General features: G+C 45.5%; 25 protein-coding genes and 2 tRNA genes. 11 read left to right on the top strand and 16 right to left on the bottom strand.

The features are described from left to right. Window positions 1-51: 51 nt before the first annotated feature. Window positions 52-789, bottom strand: a complete 738-nt coding sequence (gene sfsA, locus H6F66_RS05690; protein WP_190419107.1) for a DNA/RNA nuclease SfsA — start codon at window positions 787-789, stop codon at window positions 52-54. Between the two features lie 140 nt (window positions 790-929). Here sfsA and murJ point away from each other — a divergent pair, with 140 nt between their 5' ends. Both murJ and nrtS read left to right on the top strand, forming a co-directional pair. Continuing rightward, entirely contained in the window at window positions 930-2,543 is a 1,614-nt protein-coding gene (gene murJ, locus H6F66_RS05685; RefSeq protein ID WP_190419105.1) for a murein biosynthesis integral membrane protein MurJ, read from the top strand. A 142-nt stretch (window positions 2,544-2,685) separates the two neighbouring features. Then, window positions 2,686-2,928, top strand: a complete 243-nt coding sequence (gene nrtS / locus H6F66_RS05680) for a nitrate/nitrite transporter NrtS (protein WP_190419103.1) — start codon at window positions 2,686-2,688, stop codon at window positions 2,926-2,928. A gap of 139 nt (window positions 2,929-3,067) precedes the next feature. Here the strand turns inward: nrtS and H6F66_RS05675 are convergent, their stop codons facing one another. The 3 genes from H6F66_RS05675 to moaC form a co-directional block, all read right to left on the bottom strand. Next, the gene (locus tag H6F66_RS05675; RefSeq protein ID WP_190419101.1) at window positions 3,068-3,376 is read right to left on the bottom strand and encodes a DUF3181 family protein; all 309 of its coding nucleotides are present in this window, start codon (window positions 3,374-3,376) and stop codon (window positions 3,068-3,070) included. Window positions 3,377-3,470: 94 nt separating this feature from the next. Next, window positions 3,471-3,803 carry a 2TM domain-containing protein gene (locus tag H6F66_RS05670; protein ID WP_190419099.1) on the bottom strand — a complete coding sequence of 111 codons (333 nt, stop codon included), beginning with the start codon at window positions 3,801-3,803 and terminating at the stop codon, window positions 3,471-3,473. Window positions 3,804-3,864: 61 nt separating this feature from the next. Next, window positions 3,865-4,374, bottom strand: coding sequence for a cyclic pyranopterin monophosphate synthase MoaC (moaC, locus tag H6F66_RS05665; protein WP_199295412.1), 510 nt, complete (start codon window positions 4,372-4,374; stop codon window positions 3,865-3,867). 34 nt (window positions 4,375-4,408) lie between these two features. On the opposite strand from moaC, the gene H6F66_RS05660 reads away from it, so the two are divergent. Further along, window positions 4,409-4,482 (top strand) — tRNA-Arg (locus H6F66_RS05660). Window positions 4,483-4,595: 113 nt separating this feature from the next. Here H6F66_RS05660 and H6F66_RS05655 read toward each other — a convergent pair. Beyond that, the gene (locus H6F66_RS05655; protein WP_199313302.1) at window positions 4,596-4,829 is read right to left on the bottom strand and encodes a DUF4351 domain-containing protein; all 234 of its coding nucleotides are present in this window, start codon (window positions 4,827-4,829) and stop codon (window positions 4,596-4,598) included. A gap of 191 nt (window positions 4,830-5,020) precedes the next feature. On the opposite strand from H6F66_RS05655, the gene H6F66_RS05650 reads away from it, so the two are divergent. Continuing rightward, entirely contained in the window at window positions 5,021-5,590 is a 570-nt protein-coding gene (locus H6F66_RS05650; RefSeq protein WP_190419095.1) for a cold shock domain-containing protein, read from the top strand. A 105-nt stretch (window positions 5,591-5,695) separates the two neighbouring features. Here H6F66_RS05650 and H6F66_RS05645 read toward each other — a convergent pair whose 3' ends face one another. Next, window positions 5,696-6,943, bottom strand: a complete 1,248-nt coding sequence (locus tag H6F66_RS05645; RefSeq protein ID WP_190419094.1) for an MFS transporter — start codon at window positions 6,941-6,943, stop codon at window positions 5,696-5,698. 21 nt (window positions 6,944-6,964) lie between these two features. Continuing rightward, window positions 6,965-7,996: a glycosyltransferase family 2 protein gene (locus tag H6F66_RS05640; RefSeq protein ID WP_190419092.1), complete on the bottom strand. Its 1,032-nt coding sequence runs from the start codon at window positions 7,994-7,996 to the stop codon at window positions 6,965-6,967. A gap of 450 nt (window positions 7,997-8,446) precedes the next feature. On the opposite strand from H6F66_RS05640, the gene H6F66_RS05635 reads away from it, so the two are divergent. Continuing rightward, window positions 8,447-10,147 (top strand): glycosyltransferase family 39 protein, encoded by a 1,701-nt coding sequence (locus H6F66_RS05635; protein ID WP_199295413.1) that lies wholly within the window; start codon window positions 8,447-8,449, stop codon window positions 10,145-10,147. Between the two features lie 306 nt (window positions 10,148-10,453). On the opposite strand, the gene H6F66_RS05630 is transcribed toward H6F66_RS05635, so the two are convergent. Beyond that, complete coding sequence (locus tag H6F66_RS05630; protein ID WP_190419089.1) at window positions 10,454-11,128, bottom strand: C40 family peptidase; 675 nt, start codon at window positions 11,126-11,128, stop codon at window positions 10,454-10,456. A gap of 64 nt (window positions 11,129-11,192) precedes the next feature. Between H6F66_RS05630 and H6F66_RS05625 the strand changes: the two genes are divergently transcribed. Continuing rightward, window positions 11,193-12,149: a serine hydrolase gene (locus tag H6F66_RS05625; protein WP_190419087.1), complete on the top strand. Its 957-nt coding sequence runs from the start codon at window positions 11,193-11,195 to the stop codon at window positions 12,147-12,149. 177 nt (window positions 12,150-12,326) lie between these two features. Beyond that, on the top strand, window positions 12,327-13,238 hold the full coding sequence (locus H6F66_RS05620) for a hypothetical protein (RefSeq protein ID WP_190419085.1): 912 nt from the start codon (window positions 12,327-12,329) through the stop codon (window positions 13,236-13,238). 67 nt (window positions 13,239-13,305) lie between these two features. Here the strand turns inward: H6F66_RS05620 and H6F66_RS05615 are convergent, their stop codons facing one another. After that, window positions 13,306-14,649 carry an ABC transporter substrate-binding protein gene (locus tag H6F66_RS05615; RefSeq protein WP_190419083.1) on the bottom strand — a complete coding sequence of 448 codons (1,344 nt, stop codon included), beginning with the start codon at window positions 14,647-14,649 and terminating at the stop codon, window positions 13,306-13,308. Between the two features lie 142 nt (window positions 14,650-14,791). Further along, window positions 14,792-14,883 (bottom strand) — tRNA-Ser (locus H6F66_RS05610). Between the two features lie 544 nt (window positions 14,884-15,427). Between H6F66_RS05610 and H6F66_RS05605 the strand changes: the two genes are divergently transcribed. Both H6F66_RS05605 and H6F66_RS05600 read left to right on the top strand, forming a co-directional pair. Beyond that, window positions 15,428-16,693 (top strand): glycosyltransferase family 1 protein, encoded by a 1,266-nt coding sequence (locus H6F66_RS05605; RefSeq protein WP_190419082.1) that lies wholly within the window; start codon window positions 15,428-15,430, stop codon window positions 16,691-16,693. A 274-nt stretch (window positions 16,694-16,967) separates the two neighbouring features. After that, a complete protein-coding gene (locus H6F66_RS05600) occupies window positions 16,968-18,611 on the top strand; it encodes an ATP-binding protein (protein WP_242019299.1) in 1,644 nt (547 codons plus the stop codon). A 1-nt stretch (window position 18,612) separates the two neighbouring features. Here the strand turns inward: H6F66_RS05600 and H6F66_RS05595 are convergent, their stop codons facing one another. From H6F66_RS05595 to H6F66_RS05580, 4 genes are all read right to left on the bottom strand, one after another. Further along, window positions 18,613-19,398: a mechanosensitive ion channel family protein gene (locus H6F66_RS05595; RefSeq protein WP_190419080.1), complete on the bottom strand. Its 786-nt coding sequence runs from the start codon at window positions 19,396-19,398 to the stop codon at window positions 18,613-18,615. A gap of 471 nt (window positions 19,399-19,869) precedes the next feature. Next, on the bottom strand, window positions 19,870-20,256 hold the full coding sequence (locus tag H6F66_RS05590) for an SH3 domain-containing protein (RefSeq protein WP_242019295.1): 387 nt from the start codon (window positions 20,254-20,256) through the stop codon (window positions 19,870-19,872). Between the two features lie 373 nt (window positions 20,257-20,629). Continuing rightward, window positions 20,630-21,829: an alanine racemase gene (gene alr, locus H6F66_RS05585; RefSeq protein ID WP_199313305.1), complete on the bottom strand. Its 1,200-nt coding sequence runs from the start codon at window positions 21,827-21,829 to the stop codon at window positions 20,630-20,632. Between the two features lie 169 nt (window positions 21,830-21,998). Continuing rightward, window positions 21,999-22,448, bottom strand: a complete 450-nt coding sequence (locus H6F66_RS05580; protein ID WP_199295414.1) for a hypothetical protein — start codon at window positions 22,446-22,448, stop codon at window positions 21,999-22,001. Window positions 22,449-22,552: 104 nt separating this feature from the next. On the opposite strand from H6F66_RS05580, the gene H6F66_RS05575 reads away from it, so the two are divergent. After that, window positions 22,553-23,221, top strand: coding sequence for a class I SAM-dependent methyltransferase (locus tag H6F66_RS05575; RefSeq protein WP_242017768.1), 669 nt, complete (start codon window positions 22,553-22,555; stop codon window positions 23,219-23,221). A 67-nt stretch (window positions 23,222-23,288) separates the two neighbouring features. Here the strand turns inward: H6F66_RS05575 and H6F66_RS05570 are convergent, their stop codons facing one another. Continuing rightward, the gene (locus H6F66_RS05570) at window positions 23,289-23,426 is read right to left on the bottom strand and encodes a hypothetical protein (protein ID WP_190419075.1); all 138 of its coding nucleotides are present in this window, start codon (window positions 23,424-23,426) and stop codon (window positions 23,289-23,291) included. 33 nt (window positions 23,427-23,459) lie between these two features. Beyond that, window positions 23,460-23,738: a hypothetical protein gene (locus H6F66_RS05565; protein ID WP_190419073.1), complete on the bottom strand. Its 279-nt coding sequence runs from the start codon at window positions 23,736-23,738 to the stop codon at window positions 23,460-23,462. Window positions 23,739-24,151: 413 nt separating this feature from the next. On the opposite strand from H6F66_RS05565, the gene H6F66_RS05560 reads away from it, so the two are divergent. Next, complete coding sequence (locus tag H6F66_RS05560) at window positions 24,152-25,066, top strand: LysR family transcriptional regulator (protein WP_190419071.1); 915 nt, start codon at window positions 24,152-24,154, stop codon at window positions 25,064-25,066. Window positions 25,067-25,639 lie beyond the last annotated feature (573 nt).

Genomic DNA, 25,639 nt, shown 5'->3' with positions numbered 1-25,639 from the left:
TCCCTATCTTAAGCTAGGGTACTCCTCCTCGTAATGTTCTTTTAGCGACAATTAGACAGGGTTGGGCATTGATGGGATAAAATCAGCTAACCCCAAGTAGCGAATCCCCTCTGGGTTAATTTCAAAGCGGCAAGGTAACACCTCCACCCCCAAGGAAACAGCATCGCGCAACAACTCCCCATACAAAGGATCGGCAATGTCTCCGGGCGCAAACTGGTTACAGTCGCCACGATTAATAAAATAAAGCATCACCGCCCGCGCTTGGGGAATTAACGCCGTTAGTTCTCGCAGGTGCTTTTGTCCCCGCGTCGTGACCGTATCGGGAAATAGCACCAGTTTACCTTGCGCCCAAGTTGTACTTTTGACTTCCAGATAAATCGGTTTGTCAGACTCATCGCCAGTCAGCAAAAAATCTACCCGGCTTTTCTCTTTCCCGTAAGGTACTTCAAAGCGAATTAGACTGTATTTACCCAATTCGGGAAACAGAAACTTCTCCAACGCCAACTTAATCACCCGATTTGGCAAAGCTGTATTCACTCCTACCCACGCTGGTTCAGTATCGCCAACCTGAATCATTTCCCAGGTATAAGGCAACTTGCGGTTAGGATTATCACTGTAGGACACCTGCACCGGACTCCCAGGCGTAGAAACCGCCGTCATTGGGCCAGTATTAGGGCAGTGGGCGGTAATTACTTCCCCAGTCACCAGCTCAATATCGGCAAAAAACCGCTTATAACGTTTGACTAGGACACCCGGATACAGAGTTGGATATTGGTAAAGCCAATCCATAGTAGTTTTTTAATGCAGAGTAACGCAAAGGTAATCTTAGGCGATCGCAGAGTCAGACAAACCTTTGCTACCTAAACCGTTAACCTTTGCATTCTTTGCGTTTAAATAAAATGAGGCTCTTGAGGTATCTTTAAGCATTTGTGACTGAAAAGCAAAAAACCGCTCGTTCCCTAGCTGGAATTGCTGGGATTGTGGCAATTGCCACACTGATTAGTAAAATTTTTGGGTTAGTGCGCCAGCAAGCGATCGCAGCTGCTTTTGGTGTAGGTGTCACCGCCGATGCCTACAACTACGCCTATGTCATCCCTGGCTTTTTGTTGATCTTACTGGGCGGCATCAATGGCCCTTTTCATAGTGCCATTGTCAGCGTCTTAGCCAAGCGCGACAAATCGGAAGCCGCACCTTTGGTGGAAACCATTACAACGTTGGTGGGAGGGATACTCTTGATCGTCACCATCGTTTTAATTGTATTTGCCGGAGTCTTCATTAACCTGGTGGCACCCGGTTTAAGCGAGACAGCCTACGGGATACAAGTAAAAGCGATCGCCATCGATCAATTACAGATCATGGCTCCGATGGCAATCCTTGCTGGACTCATCGGCATTGGCTTTGGCACCCTCAACGCCGCTGATATGTACTGGTTGCCCTCCGTTAGTCCGTTATTCTCCAGCATTACAGTCATTGGCGGACTCGGCATCTTAGCACTGCAACTCGGCGACCAAATCAACGCCCCCCAATACGCCAAGCTGGGAGGATTAGTTTTAGCTGGGGGAACCCTTGCTGGTGCCATCTTACAGTGGTTAATCCAGCTGTCGGCACAATGGCGGGCGGGCTTGGGTACATTACGCCTGCGCTTTGACTGGCACCAGCCTGGAGTTAAGGATGTCCTCAAGGTGATGGGGCCAGCAACTCTTTCCTCTGGAATGCTGCAAATTAACCTCTACACCGATTTATTTTTCGCTTCTTATATTCCCCAAGCAGCAGCAGCCATGACCTATGCTGGGCTTTTAGTGCAAACGCCGTTGGGAATTATTTCCAATGTAATTTTAGTGCCGCTACTGCCCATATTTTCGCGGCTGGCTGCCCCGGAAAATTGGACTGAACTCAAGGCGCGGATTCGTCAGGGAATACTCCTCACCGCCGTTACCATGCTGCCTTTGAGTGCCTTAATGGTAACTCTGGCAGTGCCAATTGTGCGCGTGGTTTATGAGCGTTATGCTTTCGATCAAAGGGCATCCCAGCTAGTTTCCTCAGTCCTAATTGCTTACGGCATTGGGATGTTTGTCTACTTAGCGCGTGACGTGCTGGTGCGCGTCTTTTATGCTTTGGGGGATGGCGAAACACCGTTTCGCATCAGTATCGTGAATATCTTCCTTAATGCCATACTCGACTATATTCTTGTCCAACGTTTCGGCGCACCCGGTTTGATTCTGGCAACCGTGGGGGTGAATATTACTTCAACAATAGCGCTGGTGTGGTTGTTAGATCGCAAGCTTCACGGCTTACCTTGGCGGGAGTGGTGCTTACCTATCCTCAGTTTAACTGGCGCTAGTTTTTTGGCTGGGTTAGCAACTTGGGGCGTTAGTCGAGGTTTTCAGCAATTTTTGGGTAGCAACAGTTTGCTGTTGCAGTTGTTGCAGCTAAGTTTAGCTGGGTTAGTCGGCTTAGGGGTTTATGCCTTATTTGCCACGCGGCTGAATTTGCCAGAAGTGGATATTTTTGTCTCCCGCATTCGCCAGCGCTTTGTGAGATAAAGATGGCAAGGGGCGTTAAGCAAACGCACTCACTCAACCGTATGCAACACTACCAAAGTCTGGCAGGAAGGTGTGATATCTAAATATTAAGCCGAGATGAGTTTTGAAACTTGGCTCGTTAGCTTAATAACAAAGGCAACCAATGAAGGCCTTCAAAGGATATCTAGCCAGTCTATTTGACAAAGAATTGATCCCGACAGGCTTACGGACTGCTGTATTCGTAGGCTCTGTTTTATTTTTGATCAATCACGGTCTTGCCTTCTTCAGAGGAGAAATGACTCGCGATCGCTGGATTGCCGGATCTCTTACCTATCTAATGCCTTATCTTGTCAATATTCATGGTCAATACGCTTATCGTCGCAAATCCTTAAAAACTCGGTATTGAAGAAAGCCGTTACTGATGGCGCTTTTGAGCCAATAAACAAGTGTCGCCCTACCCTGATAGAAGACTATGCGATCGCCCGTGCGCGATCGCAATTTATCTCACCCAGATGCCCACGGAAAAGCTCTTATTTAACAACTTTTTACAAGTTGCGCTGATACTCTTCTAAAAGATCCATCAAATTAACTTGGCACTGCATAGGCAGCAAGTCTATCAGAGGAACTTCCCGTTTTCCTCCGCCTAACTTGACAGGGATATTTTCCAGAACTTGCAGCACCCGGTCTTCTTGTAAGGAATCATTAACCAGCATGGGATACAGCTGTTCTGCCAAGACAGTGTGCAGATGAGCATCCCGTAAATAGAGATGCCATTTAGCAATGTCAATGTAAATGTTTTCGCCAATTTCAGCGGCGAGTGCTTCGATTGCTTCGCTGGTGTTCGCTTTAGCCATAACATCTACTCTCTTTTTGTGAATGGGAATCTACTTGCTTTAATTGCAATCGATCCCCTCGCAGTTTTCATCAACGAAAAGCAGAACCTACGGTCTATCTTTTGGTAGTTTTCTTGGTTGTTTTGTTTGTCTTCTCTTTGGGTTTTGGTTGGAACCCTTGCGGAGTTGCGGCTACAGATTCGACTACAGGAGTGGAGTAATCTGCCACTCCAAAGATATAAATCATGTGAATCAATATGACCGTTGCCCAGATTCCTGTCACCCATTTAGCCCAAGGCCATGTAGCATTCTGCAAATTGTGAAAAAACCACAAGCCAGAATTACAGGCGGCAAAAATCGCTACGTGCATAGCAAAATTCATCCGGTCATCAAGGCGACGATAGGCGGGGTCATTACGGTCGGGTTTGCGAGGCCAACGAGGAGGCATGGAAGTTCTGAGTTAGGAGTTATAAGTTGTCATTTCTAACAACTAACTTCATTTTAAAGCTCTAAGTGGCATCTTCCGGGCGTTGATAATCTCCCGACTTGCCGCCAGTTTTACTCACTAGGCGAATTGATTCAATTATCATCCCCTTTTCCAGGGCTTTTGCCATGTCGTACACTGTCAGCGCAGCAACAGAAACCGCTGTCAGGGCTTCCATTTCCACGCCTGTTTCAGCTTTTGTTACGACTTCTGCCCGAATTTGATATCCCGGCAGTTGGGGGTCTGGTGTCAGATTCACTTCTACTTTACTGATTGGTAAGGGATGACACAGGGGGATTAGCCCTGAAGTCTGTTTGGCTGCCATAATTCCTGCCAGTCTCGCGGTTCCTAAGACATCCCCTTTTGGCGCATTCCCCGCCTGAATCGCCGCCAACGTCTCTGGCAACATCCGCACCTGCGCGGCGGCGACTGCAATGCGTTTGGTTGCGGATTTGCCGGAAACATCCACCATCTGCGCCTCACCTTGAGCATCCAGATGAGTTAGCGGTTGAATTTCAGAAAAATTTTGCGTCATCGCTTTGAGTTGTGTTATTATGAGATTCGGACAAGGGCTTGTAGCTCAGTGGACTAGAGCACGTGGCTACGGACCACGGTGTCGGGGGTTCGAATCCCTCCTAGCCCGTTTAATAAGTAAAAAGGCAAAAGGCAAAAAAAGTGTCTTTTGTCTTTTTGCTTTTGGAATCAAACGCGATCGCTCTGGGCTAGACAAAGCGCGATCGCTCTGTGTAGTCATAACTAATTCTCATCCAACCAGACAATTAAATCCGCAGCAGAGTGAAAATCCAACAACGCCAAAGCCAATTCCTCTAACTGCGTGACCGATAATGCCCCAATGCGCTGTTGCAATTGTTCATCTAGATTACCAAATTGACGGGTTAGCATACGCATAACTAGCGATCGCGCCTCCTCTTGCTTTCCCTGTTGTCGTCCTTTTCGGATAATGGCTTGATAAGTTACAGATTCCTGCATAATTTCCTCCCGCAAAAGTTGGCTAATTAAACTTTCTTCAAACCGCATCCACCAAGATGCGGTACTTCAAGGTTATCTGTCGGTGTTTAAGCTTTAAGATATCGCAAGGTTATCTATGGGAGAAATTAGCGTTGTTACTTTGTCTTTATGGGGAAACACTATAAAATGGGCATAGACAATGAGGCTCTTTCATGAAACCTGTTCTGCGTAAAGGTCAACTGAAAACATGGAAGGATGATCGGGGTTTCGGCTTCATACAACCTAGTGATGGAAGTAAAGAAGTTTTTCTTCATATCAGTGCGCTCAAAGAAGCGAGTCGCCGCCCAAAAGTAGGGGATACAGTTCTTTACGATCTAACAACGGAGGCAAATGGAAAAGTTCGTGCCTCCAATGCCTCAATTGAAGGGGTTGCACCTCGACCTTTGCCTTATAAGCAAAAGCCAACAAAACACGGGCTGGAAAAGGTTATCCGCATTGCAGTTGTGGGTGTTATTGCGATTGTGGCAATGAAATTTAGCGGTAGCCGTTCTCCGGAATATAGTGGTAGCCGTTCTTCATCTCCAATGACATCTGTTACATCTATAACAAAACCGGGATGCAATATTAAAGGAAACATTTCCATTGGAACTGGAAACAAGATTTACCACCTTCCGGGTGCAGAGGATTATGAGTCAACACGGATTGATCCAGCAAGTGGGGAGAGATGGTTTTGCACAGAGTCAGAGGCTATAGCAAATGGTTGGCGTAAATCGCCGAGGTAGTATCAGCAGCCCAACACTTCGCTTTACCGAAGTGCTGGATAAGAGCATTCGGCTGAGTCCAAGAGGTTATCTGCCGTTCGGGGAGCTTAGCATCTTTATCACTACTTACTTATTCAAAGCATAAACATCCTTTTCTCTGCCTATGGCGAAGCGGAGTGAATGGGGTATATTTTTGCTGGAAGATGTGGCAAAGACGATAAGAGCTAGGAATGAAAGAGCTGTCGTAATAATAAACATTCCCCGATAGCCGAGAGGTTCAGCAACAGAACCTAAAACAGGCCCAGCGATCGCAATCCCGACATCAAATCCAGTAATGCACAAAGCAAAAACTTTACCTCTTTCTTGGGCGGTGGAACGGTCAGAAATTAAGGCAATTATCATTGGCATTAACGTTCCCGATCCTGCACCTTCTAGAAAACCACCCAGCAAAAAGCTTGATGGTGTGTCAGCGAAAGAAAGAATTAGCATCGCTATGGCATAGCAAAATATACTGCCAGTGATAAATATTCCGCGTCCGTAAAGATCGCTGGCGCGACCAACGATTATGCGGGAGATGAAAGATGCGATCGCTGCTGCTGTGTAAAATAACCCAGGATTTAAGTCAACCTTAATCGCCTTAATATACAAAGGCACAAAGGTACTCAACGCTCCAAACGACAAACCAATCAGCAGCAAAACTATAGCTGGAGTTCGCAAGCGGGGGCTGGCTAGTAGCTTCCAAAACTGGGCAGGATTTTCTGAACCAGCAGATACCTGAGAAGCAAGTGTTTCTTTAGTAATACCAGGTTCCTTGACAAGAGTGGCACAAATTAAACCTAAAATTCCCAAGCCAGATGCGGCCAGAAATAGCGGTGTGTAGCCCGCCCCAGCCTGTAGATAACCGCCAATTGCCGGCCCCATTGCTATCCCAATTGGTGTCACCAAGCTCATGTAGCCAATTATCTCGCCCCGCTTGGACACCGGAGCCAAATCCACCACCAAGGCGCTGTAACCAGTCGTGAAAGCTGCAATGCTGATACCGTGGAACGCCCGCAGCACCATCAACAGGGGAATCGAATTTACAACTAGATAACCTAAAGGCGCGATCGCAGCTACTACCGCCCCAATCAGCACCACCAGTTTTCGACTGCGCCGATCTGCCAAACGTCCCAGCCACGAACGACACAGAATCAGCCCGATGGCAAACGATCCCATGACCACACCAATCTGTTGCGTCGTTCCGCCCACAGACTCTACATACAGAGGCAGAGTCGGCAGCAAAGAAGCCATACTAGACCAAAATAATAGCCCAGCCGTAAATAAAATCAGCAGATTGCGGCGACTTTGTGGCTCTAGCGTCCAAAAAACTTTCAAAGCGTAATTCCTTCTTAATCTTTAGCCATCTATCTTGTTACTATTGTTACCGTTTTCTCCGACTACTTCCCTCACCCGATAGATTGGTCGTCCTTGCGATTCGTGATAAGTTCTCATTAACAGTTCTGCCAGCAGTCCAAAGCTAAATAGCTGTACGCCAGTCACCAGAAGTACGACAGCCAAAATTAGTAACGGGCGATCGCCGATGCTTTGACCCAAAGCCAGCTTTAAGAAAGTTAAATAACAACCCAACAGTATTCCCAAGGCGATCGCTACCATCCCAAACAGCCCAAACACGTGCATGGGACGGGTGAGAAACTTTTTCATAAAGTAGACAGTTAGCAAGTCCATCACGACGCGAAAAGTCCGCCAAATCCCATACTTACTGCGCCCAAACTTACGGGCGTGGTGACGTACCTGCATCTCAGCAATTCTTGCCCCCTCAATGAAAGCCAAAGCGGGCAAAAATCGGTGCAACTCGCCGTAGAGGTTCATATCTGCTACCAGTTCGCTGCGATAGGCTTTCAGAGAACAACCGTAGTCGTGTAACTCCACACCCGTAACTCTACCAATCAGCCAGTTAGCAATTTTGGAAGGAAGTAGGCGACTCAGTGCAGCATCCTGTCGATTCTTTCGCCAACCACTTACCAAGTCATAGCCTTCTTCTAACTTTGCCAATAGCCGGGGAATATCAGCCGGGTCATTCTGCAAGTCACCATCCATTGTGATAATTACTTTGCCTCGCGCATAGTTAAACCCCGCTGACATCGCCGGAGTTTGGCCGTAGTTGCGACGCAGCAGCACTGCTCTTAAGTCGGTGCGGGTTTGTGCCAGAGATTTAAGTAATTCTGCGGAGCCATCTGTGGAACCGTCATCTACACAAACAATTTCGTAGCTGAAAGCCATTTCCTTCAACGAGGTAGCGATCGCTTCAATCAGATGAGGCAAACTCTCCACCTCGTTATACACCGGAACCACCACCGATAATTCTGGACTAATCAGGCTTGAGATGTCCTGTCTTTGAGCGTTCTGTGAAATTGACGAAGTGTTCATGTTGATACCTTGAGTGCCAAAGCCTTATAAATACTGCGTTTCACCCAGAATTCCTCACCGCAAATATGTTTTCAGGAGAAACCAAATTTGCTTATGTAAGCTTGATTCCTTGACGTTTACTTATATTGCCAGATCCTGCCGGAGTCAGCAGTCTGCAAAAGCTCAGCCTGCTAGAAGCCACTAGCCACAAAATTTAGATTACTCACAGTTTGTCCTACACCCAGCATTTCTACTTAGTTTAACCATTTGCTTTACACAAAATTTATATATATTCTCGTAACCACCCCAATTGTAAAGATTGAGTAAAGATTCCTCTCATTGATAGCAGTATTTCCTTGGACTTGTTTAGGATGTACCACAATAATAAATTCAGTAATTTTACGGTTTAAGCATAATTCTCAACCTGTTTCTGTATTTAGAGTATTTTTTATACGTGGAAGTACGGGGTATGTGACTGCAACGGCAGAGAGTTGGTTCACACTCACAAGCAAAACATCTACTAGAACGGATGGTATTAATATGTATCAGAATGACCAGCAAGTTCTACAGCAAGAAATTAGAAATCAGGCCGTACTCACTAAAGAAAAAGACAAAAGAAAAGAGCAACTAAGTCAAAGTTGGGAACTGCCTCCAAATTGGTTAAAACTTTTAGTTATCACCTTGTTATTCTTAGGCATATTCTTCCGGTTTGTTAATCTGGATCGTAAAGTCTACTGGTACGATGAAACTATGACCTCGTTACGGATTCATGGTCATACGCACTCCGAATATGTTCAGCAACTTTTTCAAGGACAGGTAATCAGCGCCGCAGATTTACAAAAGTACCAGACTTTTAATCCTGAAAAAGACTTAAAAGACACAATGAATGCTTTAGCAGGAAATGCTGAACATCCGCCTCTGTATTATCTAATCGCCAGATTTTGGACGCAGTGGTTTGGTGATTCGGTAGCAGCAACGCGAAGTTTATCTGCTGCTATTAGCCTCTTAGTTTTTCCCCTGGTTTATTGGTTATGCCTGGAATTGTTCAATTCATCGCTATTCGGATGGATGAGCATAGCACTATTTAGTATTTCGCCCTTTCACGTTTTGTACGCACAAGAAGCAAGACAATATAGTTTGTGGATAGTGACAATCTTACTATCAAGCGCGGCACTATTGCGAGCAATCCGTCTAAAAACAAAGTCTAGCTGGGGACTTTACGCAGTAAGTTTGTCATTAGGCTTTTATACTTTTCTCATGTCTGGTTTGGTAGCAATTGCACATGGAATCTATGTAGCTATTGTTGAACGTCGATTGAATAAGATATCTACCGCCTATATAGTTGCATCTTTGGCTGGATGTCTCACCTTTGTTCCCTGGACATTAGTGTTTATTGCTAACTTGAGCAATATTGAAAAAAATACAAGTAGCGGTCAAAGAGCTGTAAACATATTTTCTAGGTTACAAACTTTTTCTAGTGACCTTGGGCAGGTTTTTCTAGATTTTAAATTAGGCTTATATTCAGCTCCTTTAATTTTAATAATGGTAGGATACGCGGTTTATTTCGTTTATCGTAATGCTCCAAAAAAAGGTGCGTTATTTATTTTGTGCTTGGTGGGGATAAGCTTAATAGGTCTAATTCTTCCGGATTTAATCTTCGGATTGAAGTTGAGTACAAGATCCCGATATTTAATTCCCTTTTATTTAGGAAGTCAGTTGGCTGTAGCTTACCTTTTGACTGCTAAAATTTTCTCCATTCGTTCATCAAATCAGCAAATATGGAAAGTTATCGCGGCTTTGCTGTTTTCGGGCGGTGTTCTGTCATGTGCCATGAGTTCTCAAGCAGAGGCGTGGTGGAACAAGGGAGCTAGTCATTACAATATAAACAGGGCTGAAATAATCAACCAAGCTAGTCGCCCACTTTTAATTAGTAGTAATAATTCCCTGAATCCAGGTGATTTACTGTCTCTTAGCTATCTTCTAGATTCAAAAGTGCGGCTTCAATTAGTAATTGAGCCAAATATTCCTCAGGTTCCTGATGGCTACAGCGATATATTTGTATATAATACTTCCAAAGAATTAAACTCTAAACTGGAAAAAGATTATAAAATAAAGACCGTTGATAAACGTGCAAATCTCTGGCGGCTAGAGAAGAAAAGTGCTGAGCAATGAAGACGATAGTTATAACAGAAGAAAGGGGAAATTTAACAGTGCAGAGTTAGAGCTATAGTTGAGTTAATCGGTAGCGAAACCCAACTATAACAATCTCACAGATCAGACAGCCTATCGCTCTCGTGATGCCTGCACTATAAACAAAAAAAATTTCCAACTCCGGCAAAGATTGCTATATGAGTGCTGGGCGACGTTCCTAAACTTAGCCTACTATAGCAATCAAGATCAGAGTTGTGAGCCAGCCCTTCAGATACCCGACTTCTTCAAGAAGTCGGGTATCTTGGCTTCACAAATCATTTAGTTTCTTTATGACAGGGGCTGATAACTTGCAACCACTCGCCCACAAGAACGCAACTGTTCATAATAAGACTGACTAATGGAATCCCCCTGTTGTGAGAGGCAATCAATTCCAATTCCGTTGCGCCCCTGCTCTTTACCGGAACTATGAATATAACGCCCCTCGCCTAGATACAAACCTACATGGGTTGTTCTATCATTAACGCCAAAAAAAATTAAATCGCCTGGTTGTAGAGACGCAAAATTTCGCGTCTCTACAAAAGCCTCTTGCTGATAGGAATCTCTGGGCAACCAAATCCCTACCGAGGCAAAAGCTGCCTGCATCAGCCCAGAACAGTCATAGTTAGGGCCGAGTGTACCACCCCACAGGTAATAATTAGGCTGTTGCATTGCTGCTAGGGTAAAGGCAATTACCTTGTGTAAGCGGTTTTGGATTTCTGCCCTGGAGAGTGCGATCGCTTGATAAGGCGTTTTCGCCTGCTCAATTTTGCTCTTGTCTTCAATCGCTAACCAGGCTGTATAGTCATCCTCGCACAGGCACACCTGCAAAGCTGTATCGTACATCGACGAAACCCGCAAGTGACGCCCAGATGCTGCCTGAGTTGCCAAACGAGTACAGTTGGGGGAATCATAGAGATTCAGATTAACTTGGCAACGATACTCACACAATTGGTCAATGGTCATTAGTCAGTGCGACCTCTCTTGGTGGTAAAAACTAATCAACAACTGACATTTAACATCTGATCAAATGACATTTTTTCAAAAAAACGAACAACTAGAAAAACTGGGCGATCGCATCTTAGAAACCGCCTGGGCAGAATTTCCCAGTTTAGCGCGCAACCAAATCGCCCTTACCTGGATAGTTTACGATCCCCCTGTGCCAGTAAATACTGGTGGTGCGCTCAGTGCAGCGGAATTTTGGAAATACCCAGTCCGAGGCTTTAGCTATCGCGGTGTCGAGCGAATTTACCCAGCCAGCGTCGTGAAACTGTTCTATCTCGTCGCCGTACAAGAATGGCTGGAAACAGGCATGATCCAAACCTCAACCGAGTTAGAACGAGCCATCCGCGACATGATAATTGATTCCAGCAACGATGCGACCAGTTTAGTTCTGGATGTCTTGACTGGGACAACTAGCGGGCCAGAGTTACCGCCTGGGCCATTTGAAACCTGGAAGCAGCAGCGTAACATTGTCAATCGCTACTTTCAATCCCTCGGTTGGACAGAGATGGAAACCATCAATGTCAATCAAAAAACGTGGGGTGATGGTCCGTATGGGCGAGAACGGGTATTTGTGGGGGAGATGATGGAGAATCGCAATATGGTGACGACGAATGCCACAGCGAGGCTGCTGCACAGCATTGTCGGTGGTGTGGCGGTTGAGAGTGCGCGATCGCAAGCCATGATGAGCCTGATGAAACGCAGCCTCAAACTAGAAGACGATGAAACCTCCAACGAAGAAAATCAGGTTCGCGGTTTCTTAGGTGCCGGACTTCCCCAAAAAGCCCAATTGTGGTCTAAAGCTGGTTGGACTTCAAGTTTGCGTCACGATGCTGCCTACATTGAGATACCAGGCTTGCAACCTTTTCTGCTAGTTGCCTTTACCGAAGGCAAAACTAACAGCCAAAACAAAGCGATTTTGCCTTTTCTCTCCCAGCAATTCGTCGCCGCAATGGGCAGTCTTTCTCCCAACGGTGAAGCCTAAACCCTAAATTATTCTCCCCAATCCCCAATTCCCAATTCGCAGCCAAGTTTATTCCCTGGTAGGTAGCGAAAATTTGGAAAATTTTCTAAATTAACGTCATGGAATTATAATTTCCGTGATAATAGGCTGTAAAGTTGGGCTTTGGTAAGTTTTTTAGTAAATTTTGGAGGAGTGTCCGTGAATACTAATTTTTTCAAGCACGTTTCTTTCCTATTGGGTCTGACAGCTCTATGTGTCGTAGGTGGTGGGTTGTCAGCGCAAGCTGAGACACCCGATGCCATCACCGACATGGAGACTGCTGTCACCGTGGATTCAGAACCTGTAGCGGTGGAAGCAGCGACAGACCCAGCGGCGATCCCCCTAACAGAAAGCAACCCAGCCGTTGCAGCTTTAGGTGTCCAAATCGCTACCGAATCAACTGCTTCAGTCTTGCCACAAGACAGCAGCCAAGAGAAAGTTATCAATGAGAATGCAGATGCAACTGCTCTGCCTTCGATGCGCGATCGCTCGGCGGCAAATGGAACCGGAACAGCTGCCGATCTGGTGGCAAATAAACCATTTCCAGGCGCAAGCACCTCTGCCGCTGCTCTAACAGAGCAGCCTCAACAGACAAGTTCAGAAACGCGATCGCAAAACAAAGTTGCCCAAACAGACATCGAACTTGGTCGCGCTACCCGTTCCGGTCGTAGTTACATCGGAGCTGGAGTTAATATCGGTTTTGGCGGTGATACCGCATTGGGTGATGGCAGCTTCGCGATAATTAGCAAAATCGGTCTTAGCAACACTCTGTCAGTACGTCCCTCGGTGTTAATCGGTGACGATGCCACCTTTTTGATTCCCGTCACTTACGACTTTAACATCCGGCAAACAGACCCATTTGAAACTCTTAGATTCGCCCCTTACGTTGGTGGCGGCGTGACCATTTCTACAGGTGATGACAGCACTATTGGTTTCCTAGCTACTGGTGGTGTCGATGTTCCCTTGTCACGCGAATTTACAGCAACAGCGGCTTTAAATGTCGGTTTTCAAGACGATGAAATACCAGTAGGGCTAATGGTTGGTGTTGGTTACACCTTCTCCGGCTTCTAAAAAAAAGTAAAAGGTAAAAGGCAAAAAAAAGAATTTCTTAATTTTGTCTTTTACCTTTTTCCTCCTTCTATTGAGGGCTAACTTTACCCGTTACGTCTACTTTGCCATCCGGTTCTACCTTCCAGACATCGTAATTACCGACTACATCGCCGTTGGCATCGATATCCACGTTGCTGCTGGCTCCCTGGTAGTTAATATCTTCTCCCTTCCGCACTAACTCCATAGCTTTGCAGACATCAGTTACTTCTGTGCCTGGGGCGTTAGCAACATCGCGAACCTTGCTTTTAATGCCTTCCCCAGTGTTCGACTTAGCGGCTTCTGCGGCGAGTACCATCAAAGCTGCGGCATCCCAACCGTGAGGAACATAAGCACTCAGTTCCTTTCCAGTCTTGTCTTTCCATAACTTGGTGAACTCAGCTAAAGCTGGGCCATTAGCACCAGGAACTGTCCCAATTGCTCCATCCAAAATAAACTTACCGTCACTGCTTTTACCCACTTGTTCGGGAAAGTCTTCGGAATAGACACCATCGGTGAGCATCACCGTCACGTCTTTACTTAAACCTTGCTCGTAGGCAGACTTCAAGAACAAACTACCAGTTTCGGCGTAGAGAACAGCTGCCACAGCGTCAGGCTTGTCATTAAAAGCTGCTGCGGCTTCACTTTCAAATGTGGCGGCTTTCGGGTCGTAGCGAGTCGGCTTACCTTCGTTGACAACCGTTCCACCAAGTTTTTTGAAGGCTTGCACAAATTCTTTCTCAAAGCCAACACCATAATCGTTGTTGATGACTACAGTGGCAACCCGCTTAAAGCCTCTCTCGCTGGCTAATTTTGCCAACGCTTGCGCCTGATAGGTATCGGGGGGAGCAGTCCGCGCCCAAAAGCCGTTATATTCTCCTGTTTTGGCTCGTTCTGTAAATACAGGGCTGGTGCTGCCTGGAGAAATAAACATTACTTTGTTGCGTACAGCTATAGGCAGGGCAGCAGTAGAGACGCTGCTGGCAAAGGAACCAACGACACCAGCAACTCTGTCTACTTGCGCCAGTTTGGTCATTGCTGCTGCGCCAGCATTAGGATCGGTTTGGTCATCTTCAGGAATAAATGTCACGGGTTCGCCGTTGACACCACCGCACTGGTTTACAGTGTCTACTAACAACCGGACGGCATCCGGTAAGGGTTGTCCAACTGAGGATAGATCGCCTGTTGTCGGCAGCAGCGATCCAAGTTTGAGCCCTTTGGCGTTGGTGGCTGGGGCAGCAGTTGTTGTCTCGGTGGGGCTACTCGTTTGTGGGTTACTGCTGCTTTGGGTAGTATTCTCACAAGCCGCGGTCAATAAACCTGTAGCTAATGTGGTAATGAACAAAGCGATCGCCCGACCAGGTTTGATCCGTGAAGCTGTTGCTGATTTATCCATTTGTTTGCTCAACTCTTCCACAGTCCGCAAGGGAAATTAAATATTTTATTTATCTTAAGTTACTCACTATACCCGCAATATATCCGCAACGCTGCAATCCTTGAACATCGCAACGAGCTGACAGGGGTTATATATTCAAAAACGGAGAGGGAGGGATTCGAACCCTCGGTACGGAGTTACCAACCGTACAACAGATTAGCAATCTGTCGCTTTCGACCACTCAGCCACCTCTCCAGGGTGACAATTATATATAATAGCAGGTTTTAATAAATTGCAACCGTTCGCCTCAAGCTTTTTTTGCTTTTTTAAAGAAATAAACTAAAATTAGGCATAGGGGCAGTAACGATATGGGCTTAATGATTCAAATAATACAGTTCTAGCAAGGAAATGGTCATTTACTCAGTCCCAGAAACAACAGCATTGAGCGTGAGTAGGGCTAACGCGCATACACTTCGCGATCGCACTCAAGAATCTATCTCATTTTATAGAAATTTTTTATTCCTTTGGGAAGGTGCCAAAATAGTCAGATTTACTCATCCCTACTTCCCAGGTGGGAAATGAGTAGGCTGGCAGATTCCCCCCAGTAGTTGATGTTGAACATCAGGTTAAGGTTATATCCTAATAATCAATAGCTCATGAAGATTCTTTAAGATTCGGTGAGCTAAATTTAGATAACAGTAAAATATCAAACTCAAAATTTCAGTGGGCTAAAGAGGCACCTGAGTAAAATATCAACCTACGCCCTAAACATCGTTGAGTTTCAACACCAACAAAACATATGCTATCCACGATAAAACAACACATTGCTCTAATCTCAGTCCACGGAGATCCAGCAATTGAAATTGGCAAGGAAGAAGCAGGCGGACAAAACGTTTATGTAAGGCAGGTGGGTGAGGCACTAGCTAAACAAGGGTGGCAGGTGGATATGTTTACCCGCAAAGTGAGTCCAGAGCAACCCACTATTGTTGAACATAGTGCCAATTGCCGAACGATTCGCTTAAGCGCAGGTCCTGAACAATTTGTGCCGAGAGACAATTTGTTCGAGTATTTGCCAACGTTTGTGGAACAACTGCTAAAATTTCAGCAGCAAGAAGGTATTGAATATTCTGTAGTACACACTAATTATTGGCTCTCTTCTTGGGTAGGAATGGAGCTAAAGAAAATCCAACCGATCCAGTTAGTTCATACATACCACTCCTTGGGAGCAGTTAAGTATAAGTCGGTTTCAACCATTCCTCTAATTGCCACTACCCGATTAGAAGTAGAGAAGAAGGTATTAGAGAAAGCGGATCGAATTGTAGCAACAAGCCCGCAGGAAAAAGAACATATGCGATCGCTTGTTTCCACAAAAGGCAGCATCGACATCATCCCCTGTGGCACCGATATCCGCAAGTTTGGTTCAGTTAACCGCGAAGCAGCAAGAGAGAAACTAGGAATCGACCCAAACGCTAAAGTAGTGTTTTATGTAGGTCGATTTGATCGTCGTAAAGGGATTGAAACCGTGGTTCGCGCCGTTGGCAAGTCACAGATGCGCGATCAAAACTTGAAGCTAGTTATCGGTGGCGGATCTCGTCCAGGTCAAAGTGATGGCATCGAACGCGATCGCATCGAAAAAATTGTAGGCGAAGTGGGATTGCGAGACATCACCACCTTCCCCGGACGGCTGGGTGACGATACCCTCCCCAGTTACTACGCCGCTGCCGATGTCTGCGTTGTCCCCAGTCACTACGAACCCTTCGGTTTAGTAGCAATTGAAGCGATGGCTTCCGAAACACCCGTAGTCGCCAGCGATGTCGGTGGACTCCAGTACACCGTCGTACCCGAAGAAACTGGGTTACTGGCTCCTCCCAAGGATGATGCAGCTTTTGCCGTCGCCATTGACCGCATTCTGGCAAATCCAGAATGGGCTAAAGAACTGGGTAAGAAAGCTAGAGTCCGGGTAGAGAAGCAGTTCAGCTGGGATGGCGTGGCATCGCAACTGGGTGAACTCTACACTCATTTATTGGAAGAACCAGCAAAAGAGCTGAGTTCAGTTAGTGCCTAAAATTAGCTCTGGCGAACCTGTTTCTCGCTACGGTAGGTACACTGATCTACCGTAACGAGGATAAAACAGCCCTAAAAAACCCTACAAACCTCCTCGCTGTACTCAGCCTTGGAGGTTTTTTTCACATTCAGCTTTTTAGCTGAGAAAATTTAAGCCTATTTGCGTAGTTGTATAACTTGGGTCTATGTACAAAATAGTAGTCATAATAAATGATCTACCATAACCTTAAATAAGCGTTTATAACCCAAGTGTGAAAAGGCTTTTTCAAAGAATATTGGATTTTATTGATGAATGTATTCAAGCTCTTTACATTCATTTTTCCAGAACAAGGCATCGCCAGTCAATTCCTAAAAGGCGCGAACCAAACCTTACAAATGATGCCATCCCGGAGCCAACCCCGCCCATCAAAGCAGTCAGTAAAAGCCCTCCAGTGCCTCTCAACGAGGAAGAAAGGCTAAAAGAGCTGAATCAGTACAAAATTATCGATACTCCCCCGGAAGAGGCATTCGACGATCTAACAGCTTTGGCAGCCCAGATTTGCGGCACTCCTATTGCCTTAATCAGCTTGGTGGATGCTCATAGACAGTGGTTTAAGTCAAAAATCGGCGTGGAAGCAACCGAAACCCCTAGAGAGATTGCTTTCTGCGCCCATGCTATATCCAAACCGGATGAAATGCTGGTTGTGCCAGATGCCTTAGAAGATGAGCGATTTGCCAATAATCCGTTGGTGACACATGGCCCCGATATCCGGTTTTATGCCGGAACACCCCTAGTAACAGCCAATGGCTTTGGAATCGGTACTCTGTGCGTGCTTGACCGGGTTCCTCGCAATCTAACGCCAGCACAACTGGATGCGCTGCAAAGATTGGGTCGTCAAGCGATCGCCCAGCTGGATCTACGGATTAATGTAACTAAGTTAGAACGTACCATCGCTAAGAGTCAGCGAGTAGAAGAGGCACTCCGCCAGACTAATAAGCGTCTGTTGCAAACTTTAAAAACATTACGGCAAACTCAGGCTCAACTGATTCAGAGTGAAAAAATGTCAAGCTTGGGTCAACTGGTTGCTGGTGTCGCCCATGAGATTAACAATCCCGTCACCTTCATCCACGGCAATCTGCCCTATGTTAATGACTACGTTAGCGAGCTCCTCGAGCTGTTATCTCTCTACCAACAGCGCTATCCCAATCCCGATTTAGATATCCAAGAAAAAGCAGAAGCGATTGACTTGGATTTTATCACGCAAGATTTGCCTAAAACCCTGTCTTCTATGAAAGTGGGTACCGACCGTATCCATCAAATCGTTAAGTCGCTACGCAGCTTCTCCCGGTTGGATGAAGCAAAAAAGAAACGTGTTGACATCCATGAAGGTATCAACAGTACGCTATTAATCTTACAGCATCGACTCAAAGCCACAGGGGTTAATCCCGGCATTGAAGTAATCAAAGAGTACGGCATCCTTCCACCCGTTGAATGCTACCCTGGCCCCCTGAACCAGGTGTTTATGAATATTTTGAGCAATGCTATTGATGCGCTGGAGATGGAAACTGAGGAATGGGGACTCTTGACTGGGAAACAGAAGAATGAAATTTCCTTTTCCCAATTCCCAATCACCAATCCCCAGTCAAAAACGCCTACAATTCGCATTCGCACCGAGGTGGTAGAAAATTCTGTTTTAATCAGCATTGCTGATAATGGTTCTGGGATATCGGAAGCGATCCGAGAACAGATATTCGATCCGTTTTTTACCACAAAACCTGTAGGCAAGGGGACGGGAATAGGATTATCAATTAGCTATCAAATTGTGGTCGAGAAGCATAAAGGAGTCTTGAGGTGTCTGTCTGAACCAGGAAAAGGCACAGAATTTTTGATTGAAATTCCGATTCAGGGAAGCAAGGAGACAGATAGCGATCGCTCTTAGCTTATACTGGCGAGTCAGTCCGCAGTGCTTCTTTAACCAGTTGTTGCACTTCCGAACGCACATGATCGTAAGCTTCCGTACTACACCAAGGACGTAGATATAAAACTGTCCCTGTTGCTGAGATTGAGGAAACGTGACAAGTAGGTTTTGGTTCATCCAAGATTAAGGGATGAGGTTGAACTAGGGATAAAAGTAGAGTTATCGTGGGTTCAATCGGGCGATCGCCTATATCAATTTCCAAATCCACTCGTCGCTTACCCAGTGCGGAGGTATTTTTGAGATTTCCACTAAATAATTGACCATTCGGCACCGTAATCACCACGTTATCTCGCGTTATTAGCGTAGTAGAGAAAGTCCCAATAGCATCTACCACACCAGCAACCCCTGCACCTTCAATAAAATCTCCTACCTCAAACGGGCGCGTACTAATTAGCATCACACCCGCAGCAAAGTGGGATAGGGTATTCTGCAATGCTAAACCCACTGCTAAACCAGCAGCCCCCAGCACCGCAACTACGCTGGTTGTCTGAATTCCCAACTTATTGAGAACTGCCACGATTCCGACCACCAGCGTAAAAATCTCCGCTACCTGAACCAGAAACTTGCGTAGAGTTGGTTCTGTGCGACTGAGTGTTTTGCGGGTAAGACCACCTATCCAACCTACGGCTAATCGTGTGAGCAGCAGAATCCCAGCCGCCCAGAGAAGGTTCTGTAAAATCTTAAAGTACGTTTGATTAACCAGGTAGTTCCATAACTGCGATGCAGTCTCAACAGAAAAATTATCCATTCTCAATCGTTTTTATACTTCCAATCAATATATCTTTTTTTATCTACCCCACAATCAGCGCAGTGGTAATGTGCGATCGCAGTCCTAAATGATTCGTGAAGGCGAGATACCCGACTTCTTTAAGAAGTCGGGTATCTGAAGGGGTAGTAATCTGAAAACTCAAATAGGATTGCTATAAAAAGATTGGGATTTGTTATTGAAGGATACGCCAAGGAATATTTATTCAGGGTGAATGGCAATATCGCATTTTAACAAGTTTAAGGAATAAAAATTGGCAAGTAAAATAATTCTATCCCCGATAGCCTGCGATCGCTGAATACAGTTTGCCCAACCCATTTGCTTTGCCCAAACCCAAAGGGGCTTTGAGAATACCCCCCTTTTTAAAGACTAGGGGGCAATACTGGTAAAAGAATCAAGCGAAGCGCCTCAAAGATGCTTCGCTTAAAATGACATTTTTGAGCGCAACTTAGATTAGTTGAAGCATTCAGGAGTCATGAAGTCTCCGCGAACCCAACCACGAGCGCCACTTTTAGGAAACCCAACTCTGTACCAAGAAAACCCTTGGCGATTCTCAACGACTGCTAAATCTTGAGGGGTACCACCGGACTCTCGTAATATGTGAACGCGATCGCCCACAAGTCCATAGCCTTTCTGCTGATAGTTTGTGCCAGGGCCGGAACGCAAATTAACCCGCGCCCCCGGAGTTTGACCGGTCAGCGTTGCCATGCAATAAGACATTTCACGCTGAGGAATTTTTGACTGTGCAGAAGCAGGTGCTGCTGACAGCATCAAAGTAGCCACAAGCCCCGTCAAGGCAACTACTTGAGTATTGACTAAAACATTCTTGACTATTCTCATATTTTCCTCAAATTCACTATTTAAGACTTTGGATAGATTGTCCAATGTGCAGTTATGTTCTACTCCAATAGAGCTTGGGCATTTTCCAGAAATTTAATCTGCGAGATGTGCGATCGCTCTAAAGTGGAGCTGTGAAATTTATTTCACAGCTCAAAGCTTCAACCCATTCAAACGGGTTGCAACCCATATATAGCAGGCTTTTCAGTCCGTTAAAGCGGACTTTAGCTTTCAGCCTGAACTAAAGTTCCGGGCAAAAGTTAAGTGCCATTCCTCCCAAGTGGGACTAAGAAAGCTGCAAGCCACAAAAACCCCTCTTTGCCAGCAAAGAGGGGTTTTTGTGAGGTTCTTCCTGTATCTAACAGGGATAGAAAAGTTAAGATGATGCAGCTTGATCTGAAATTTCCAGTGCTTCACCCACTGCTACGCGAGGCAAACGATGCTTGAAGCCGCAGAGAATTTCCCAGGAAATTGTGCCTAAAGTCGCCGCCCAGTCGTCGGCGGAAATTTGAAATTCTCCCTGTTTCCCCAGTAGAGTGACAACTTCGCCAGTTTGCAAGTCGGGAATAGCGCTGACATCCAGCATCAACTGATCCATCGTAATTGCCCCCACTTGCGGCACTAGCTGACCTCGGATCAAAACTTGCATTTTGTTGGAGAGATTGCGAGGAATACCATCGGCGTAGCCAATGCCAACAACGGCGAGGCGCATATTCTCACTGGCGATAAATTGATAACCGTAGCTGACACCAGTACCTGATGCAATATCTTTTACTTGCGTTATACGCGCTTTTACCTGCATAACTGGCTTGAGGTTAATGGCTTTTAGATGCGGCGCTGGGTAAAGCCCGTAAGTAGCTAAACCGACTCGCACCATGTCGTAGTGTAAGGAGCGGTCAGTTAAGGCGGCGGCGGAATTTGCTAAGTGTAGTTTCGGCCCTTTAATACCAGTGGCTTCGATGAAGGCGATCGCTTCCTCAAACCGTTCGTGCTGCTGTCTCATCACTGTGGGGTCTGGACTGTCAGCGGTTGCCAAGTGAGAATATATACTGGCAATTTTCAGATGTGGCAACCGTTGCACTAGCTGGACAAACTCAGCGGCTTGCTGCCAGATGGTGCCAAGCCGTGACATTCCGGTATCTAATTTTACATGAACTGATAAAGAACGATTTTCAATGCCTAGTGTCTCTGAAAATACCAAAGCTTGCTGTGGCGTACACAAAGTAGGTTGCAAATTCCAGTGGGCGATCGCTTGTACTTGTTCTGGAGTATTACTCGCGCCCAAAATCAGAATCGGTGCTTCAATCCCAGCTTCTCGCAGTTGAATCCCCTCTGGAATCGTAGCCACACCCAACCAACTAGCACCCGCTTCACAAACCGTTTGGGCAACAGTTATGGCACCATGACCGTAAGCATCAGCCTTCACCACCGCCATTAGTTCCGTCTGCGGCGATAGAAAATGTCTCAATTGCCGCACATTATGAGTTAAAGCGGCTAAATCAATTTCTACCCAAGCGCGATCGCGTAGCGGGGCGGATACCTTGTCGCGTAGCGTCTGTAAACGATCGCTGCGCATGGCAGCATTTAGATACCCTTCGGGGGATATCTCTCTAGGAGTCTGCTCCCAACTCAGCATTTAAACTTACTCCTCACACACTCACTCACTCACACCAGTTTAATCTGCGTAGGTTAGGCAGGTACGCCCGGACGCAGTTTAAGATTTATAGATTCGCCAACCGTATCATTTAATACAAGGGAGGAATTAAATAACTGCGCCAAATAGGTTTAGCATCTTCAGTTGTGGATTCGGGAATCAACAAACGCCAAGTTTTACCCTCAATTTGACTTTGCAGGTAAACATCAAAAAGGTTTTGCTTTTGAGTCACCTGACGACTGGGGAATTCGAGGTTAAGGTTGTAGGTTCCCTGAAGGTGGTAAGTGGGTAACTTGTTAACTATCGAGGATTCCTGCTTCTTAATTCGCAGCTGACTAATTTGAACACTGGGGGTTGGCTGGTTCAACTGCTGACTTAGCTGTTTTTGAGTTTGACTGACTTGAAATGCGATCGCTTTCTCTATCAGTTGGCTATTTAGTAGCGGTGCAGCAACACCACAAGCTGTCAGCAATCCTACCAAAATCACGGTCAAGAATATCCGCACCATCGCCCTCTTACTTCTCCTCTGTTTCCTTGACATCTTCCACCCAATTTTTATAACCCTGCTATACGCCTCGTACCCGTGAACGGGGCGGCGCTTTTAAGCGATAGTATAGGCTGTGGGTGTCTTTAAGTTATAAATCTATGATGTCAACAAAAAAGGCCCTTGGCTTGGATGACCAGCTCTACAATTATCTGTTATCGGCTTCTTTGCGCGAATCAGAAATTTTGCGACAACTGCGACAAGAAACCGCCAATCATCCCCAAGCCAGAATGCAAATTTCACCAGAACAAGGTCAATTTATGGCGCTTTTGGTGCAGTTGCTGGGTGCTACGAAAACGCTAGAAGTAGGCGTATTTACTGGTTATAGCTCTTTGTGTGTTGCCCTTGCCCTTCCCCCGACTGGTAAAATTGTCGCTTGCGATGTCAGTGAGCAGTACACTTCGGTAGCGCGGCGATATTGGCAGGCGGCTGGGGTGGCGGATAAAATTGAGCTGCGTATTGCACCAGCACTAGAGACCCTGGATCAATTGTTGGCATCTGGACAGGCGGAAACGTTTGATTTTGCCTTCATTGATGCTGATAAGGGGAATTATGACGGATATTATGAGCGATCGCTACAATTAATCCGTCGCGGTGGTCTAATTGTCATCGATAACGTTTTGTGGTCTGGACGAGTTGCCGATCTTCAAGTTCAGGATCAAAGCACTAAAGGCATTAGAGCTTTTAATGAAAAATTGCACGGTGATGAACGGGTTTCTCTGAGTCTCGTTCCAATTGCTGATGGTTTGACTTTAGCACTCAAGCGTTAATGTAGCATCCGCCAAGTCTTCATGAGATTCGCCCAAAAGTTATTCACTATCCTCTGCTGCGGTCTTTTTATTCGGCATAATAATAGCTAAACCGCCAAAACGCGCTCAACGGGCGAAGCAGAGTAGAATATTTTCCTTTTTTATTGTCGGTTTCCTCAATCTGTTGAGAACTTAATTTAGGAATGTTGTTAGATGAAAGTTTCATTGCTTTAACCTCTGAAACTGGTTTAAATTATCCTTAATAACTCTTTTCAATCCAGCTCAACAGTTCTATTTCATTGCCAAAAGTGGCAGAGCGACCAGTAGCAGGATTGTAGGCTTCCCACCAAGTATTACCGAAGCGATCGCTTCGCTGCCAAACTTTCATTTCTGGCTCTTTGGTGAAAGTGGTAATCAAGAGCTGCCAAATTTTATTCAGTACCAAAGATAGTTTTGATTCTTTGGCTGGCTGCTGGTATTGTTTAGCATAAATATCTTCCAGCTTTTGTCTGTCTAACTCACTGATGTAAGGTTGCATAAAAAAGTACCTTATGGGAAATGTAAATCGCTAAATGTCTGATTTTGCTTTCATTAGGTGTGGTATAGCCAACTTGTTTTATTTCCCAATTTGTAACGGATAATCTCACTTCAGCCTGGGAACATCTTTCTTAGAAAATGTCCCAGAAGTGCCAAAAGTTAGCTTTAATGGCGCTGTAAGATCACCCATTTGAATCACCCAGATGGGTGATGTTATGCCACAAAATGGAATTTAAAATATTGGGCAAACAAACCAAGGCTGTTAGATTGCAGAAACAAATTTAGCTGATAAATTAAATCTAACAATTGCTTATTTGATAAACAAAGTAATATTTGCATAGTTAGTATGAATAAAATTCATAGATAGAGGATGAAGACTTTTGGCAAAATTCATACATTACCTTCATAACGTCTATGAATGAAATCAATAGCAGTCGGATAAAGCTTTCCCAATTGCGTGCCTTGGTTACAGTCGCAGAGTACGGCAATTTCAGCGAAGCCGCGCTGCATTTAGAACTTTCACAGTCAGCGATCAGCCATGCGATCGCTACCCTAGAGGAAGAATTAGGTGTGATTTTGCTCTATCGAGGTCGTCACGGCGCTCATCTCACACCCGTAGGGGAACGAGTCATCGATCATGCGCGAAGCGTGCTGCAACTGCTAGGAGCAATAGAGAAAGAAGCCAATTTAGAAAAAGGCTTGCATGGGGGGAGTGTGCGAATTGCTTGTTTTCGCAGCGTAGCAACTCACATTTTGCCAGCTGCGATTGCTCGGTTTCGCGATCGCTACCCAAAAATTGCCGTCAGCATCATCGAACATTCTGATTATCTGGGTGCAGAACAAGCTTTGCGCGACGGTCATGCTGATATTGGCTTCACGGCTTTACCCGGTGGTGATGAATTTGAAGGCTGGGAAATTTTGCGGGATGAGTATATTGTTGTACTGCCTCCGACTCCCAAACTAGAGACTGACAAAATTACGTGGGAGCAGTTGGCAACTTACCCGTTAATCTTGGCTTACGGCAATGCCTGCTACGCTTTGCTTCGGCAACATTTGGTAAATTTAAACTTTCATGTAAATCCTGCTTATGAAGTTAAGCAAGATTCGACAACGGTTGGTATGGTTTTGCAAGGTTTAGGAGCAGCTATTCTTCCTCGTCTTGCTGCCGAACCATTACCGCCAGAAGTGCAGGTTTACAGTTTACCAGTTCCTTTAGAGAGAGTAATTAGAGTGGCGGTGCTGGCGAATTCCCTTCAAAGTCCGGCTGTGTTCGCATTTCTGGACACTCTTAGAGGTGTGGATCAATGCACTTTAAAAGCGGTAGTTTAAAGAATGCGATCGCTAGTTTAATGTATTTCGTTGCTGTATCATCCACGCCATCAAGCAGGTTTGAAAATCGCGTTTGAACGGGTTACACGGGTAGCATTGTGCGAGGATTTCCCCCAATACAAGCTGCGACGGGGATATCTGGCTGTTTGTACTCTGTAAAAAGCGATCGCTCCCTCCAGTTGGTTTTAACGGCTCAAATATCATTATTGAATGAAGAGCAAATAGGAATAGCCACTTCATGAATAGATACGAAGCACTAAGAGCCAGGTATGAAATCTTGGTGATTGAATATGAAATACTGAAAACCACGCATCAGCAGGTACTAAGGACATCTAAATACTTAAGGAGTATCAATAGTGAGTTGAGAATTACAAGTCACCATATAAAAGGTTCCATAGAGTTACCAAAAATCAAAAAAGACGCAGGTATAAACCTTAAGGTTTATACCTGCGTCTTGCTTAGAGGATGTTTGAAAAGTGGTGAGGGGTTAAATATTATGCCAACCGCCTGACCATGATACGGATCATTGCCAGATAAATAAAAGTCTCCGATGTTTCTGGCAATAACTCATAA

It is taken from the genome of Trichocoleus sp. FACHB-6 (assembly GCF_014695815.1).
Lineage (GTDB): Bacteria > Cyanobacteriota > Cyanobacteriia > Cyanobacteriales > FACHB-T130 > Funiculus > Funiculus sociatus.
This window is presented reverse-complemented; position numbering and strand designations above follow the sequence as displayed.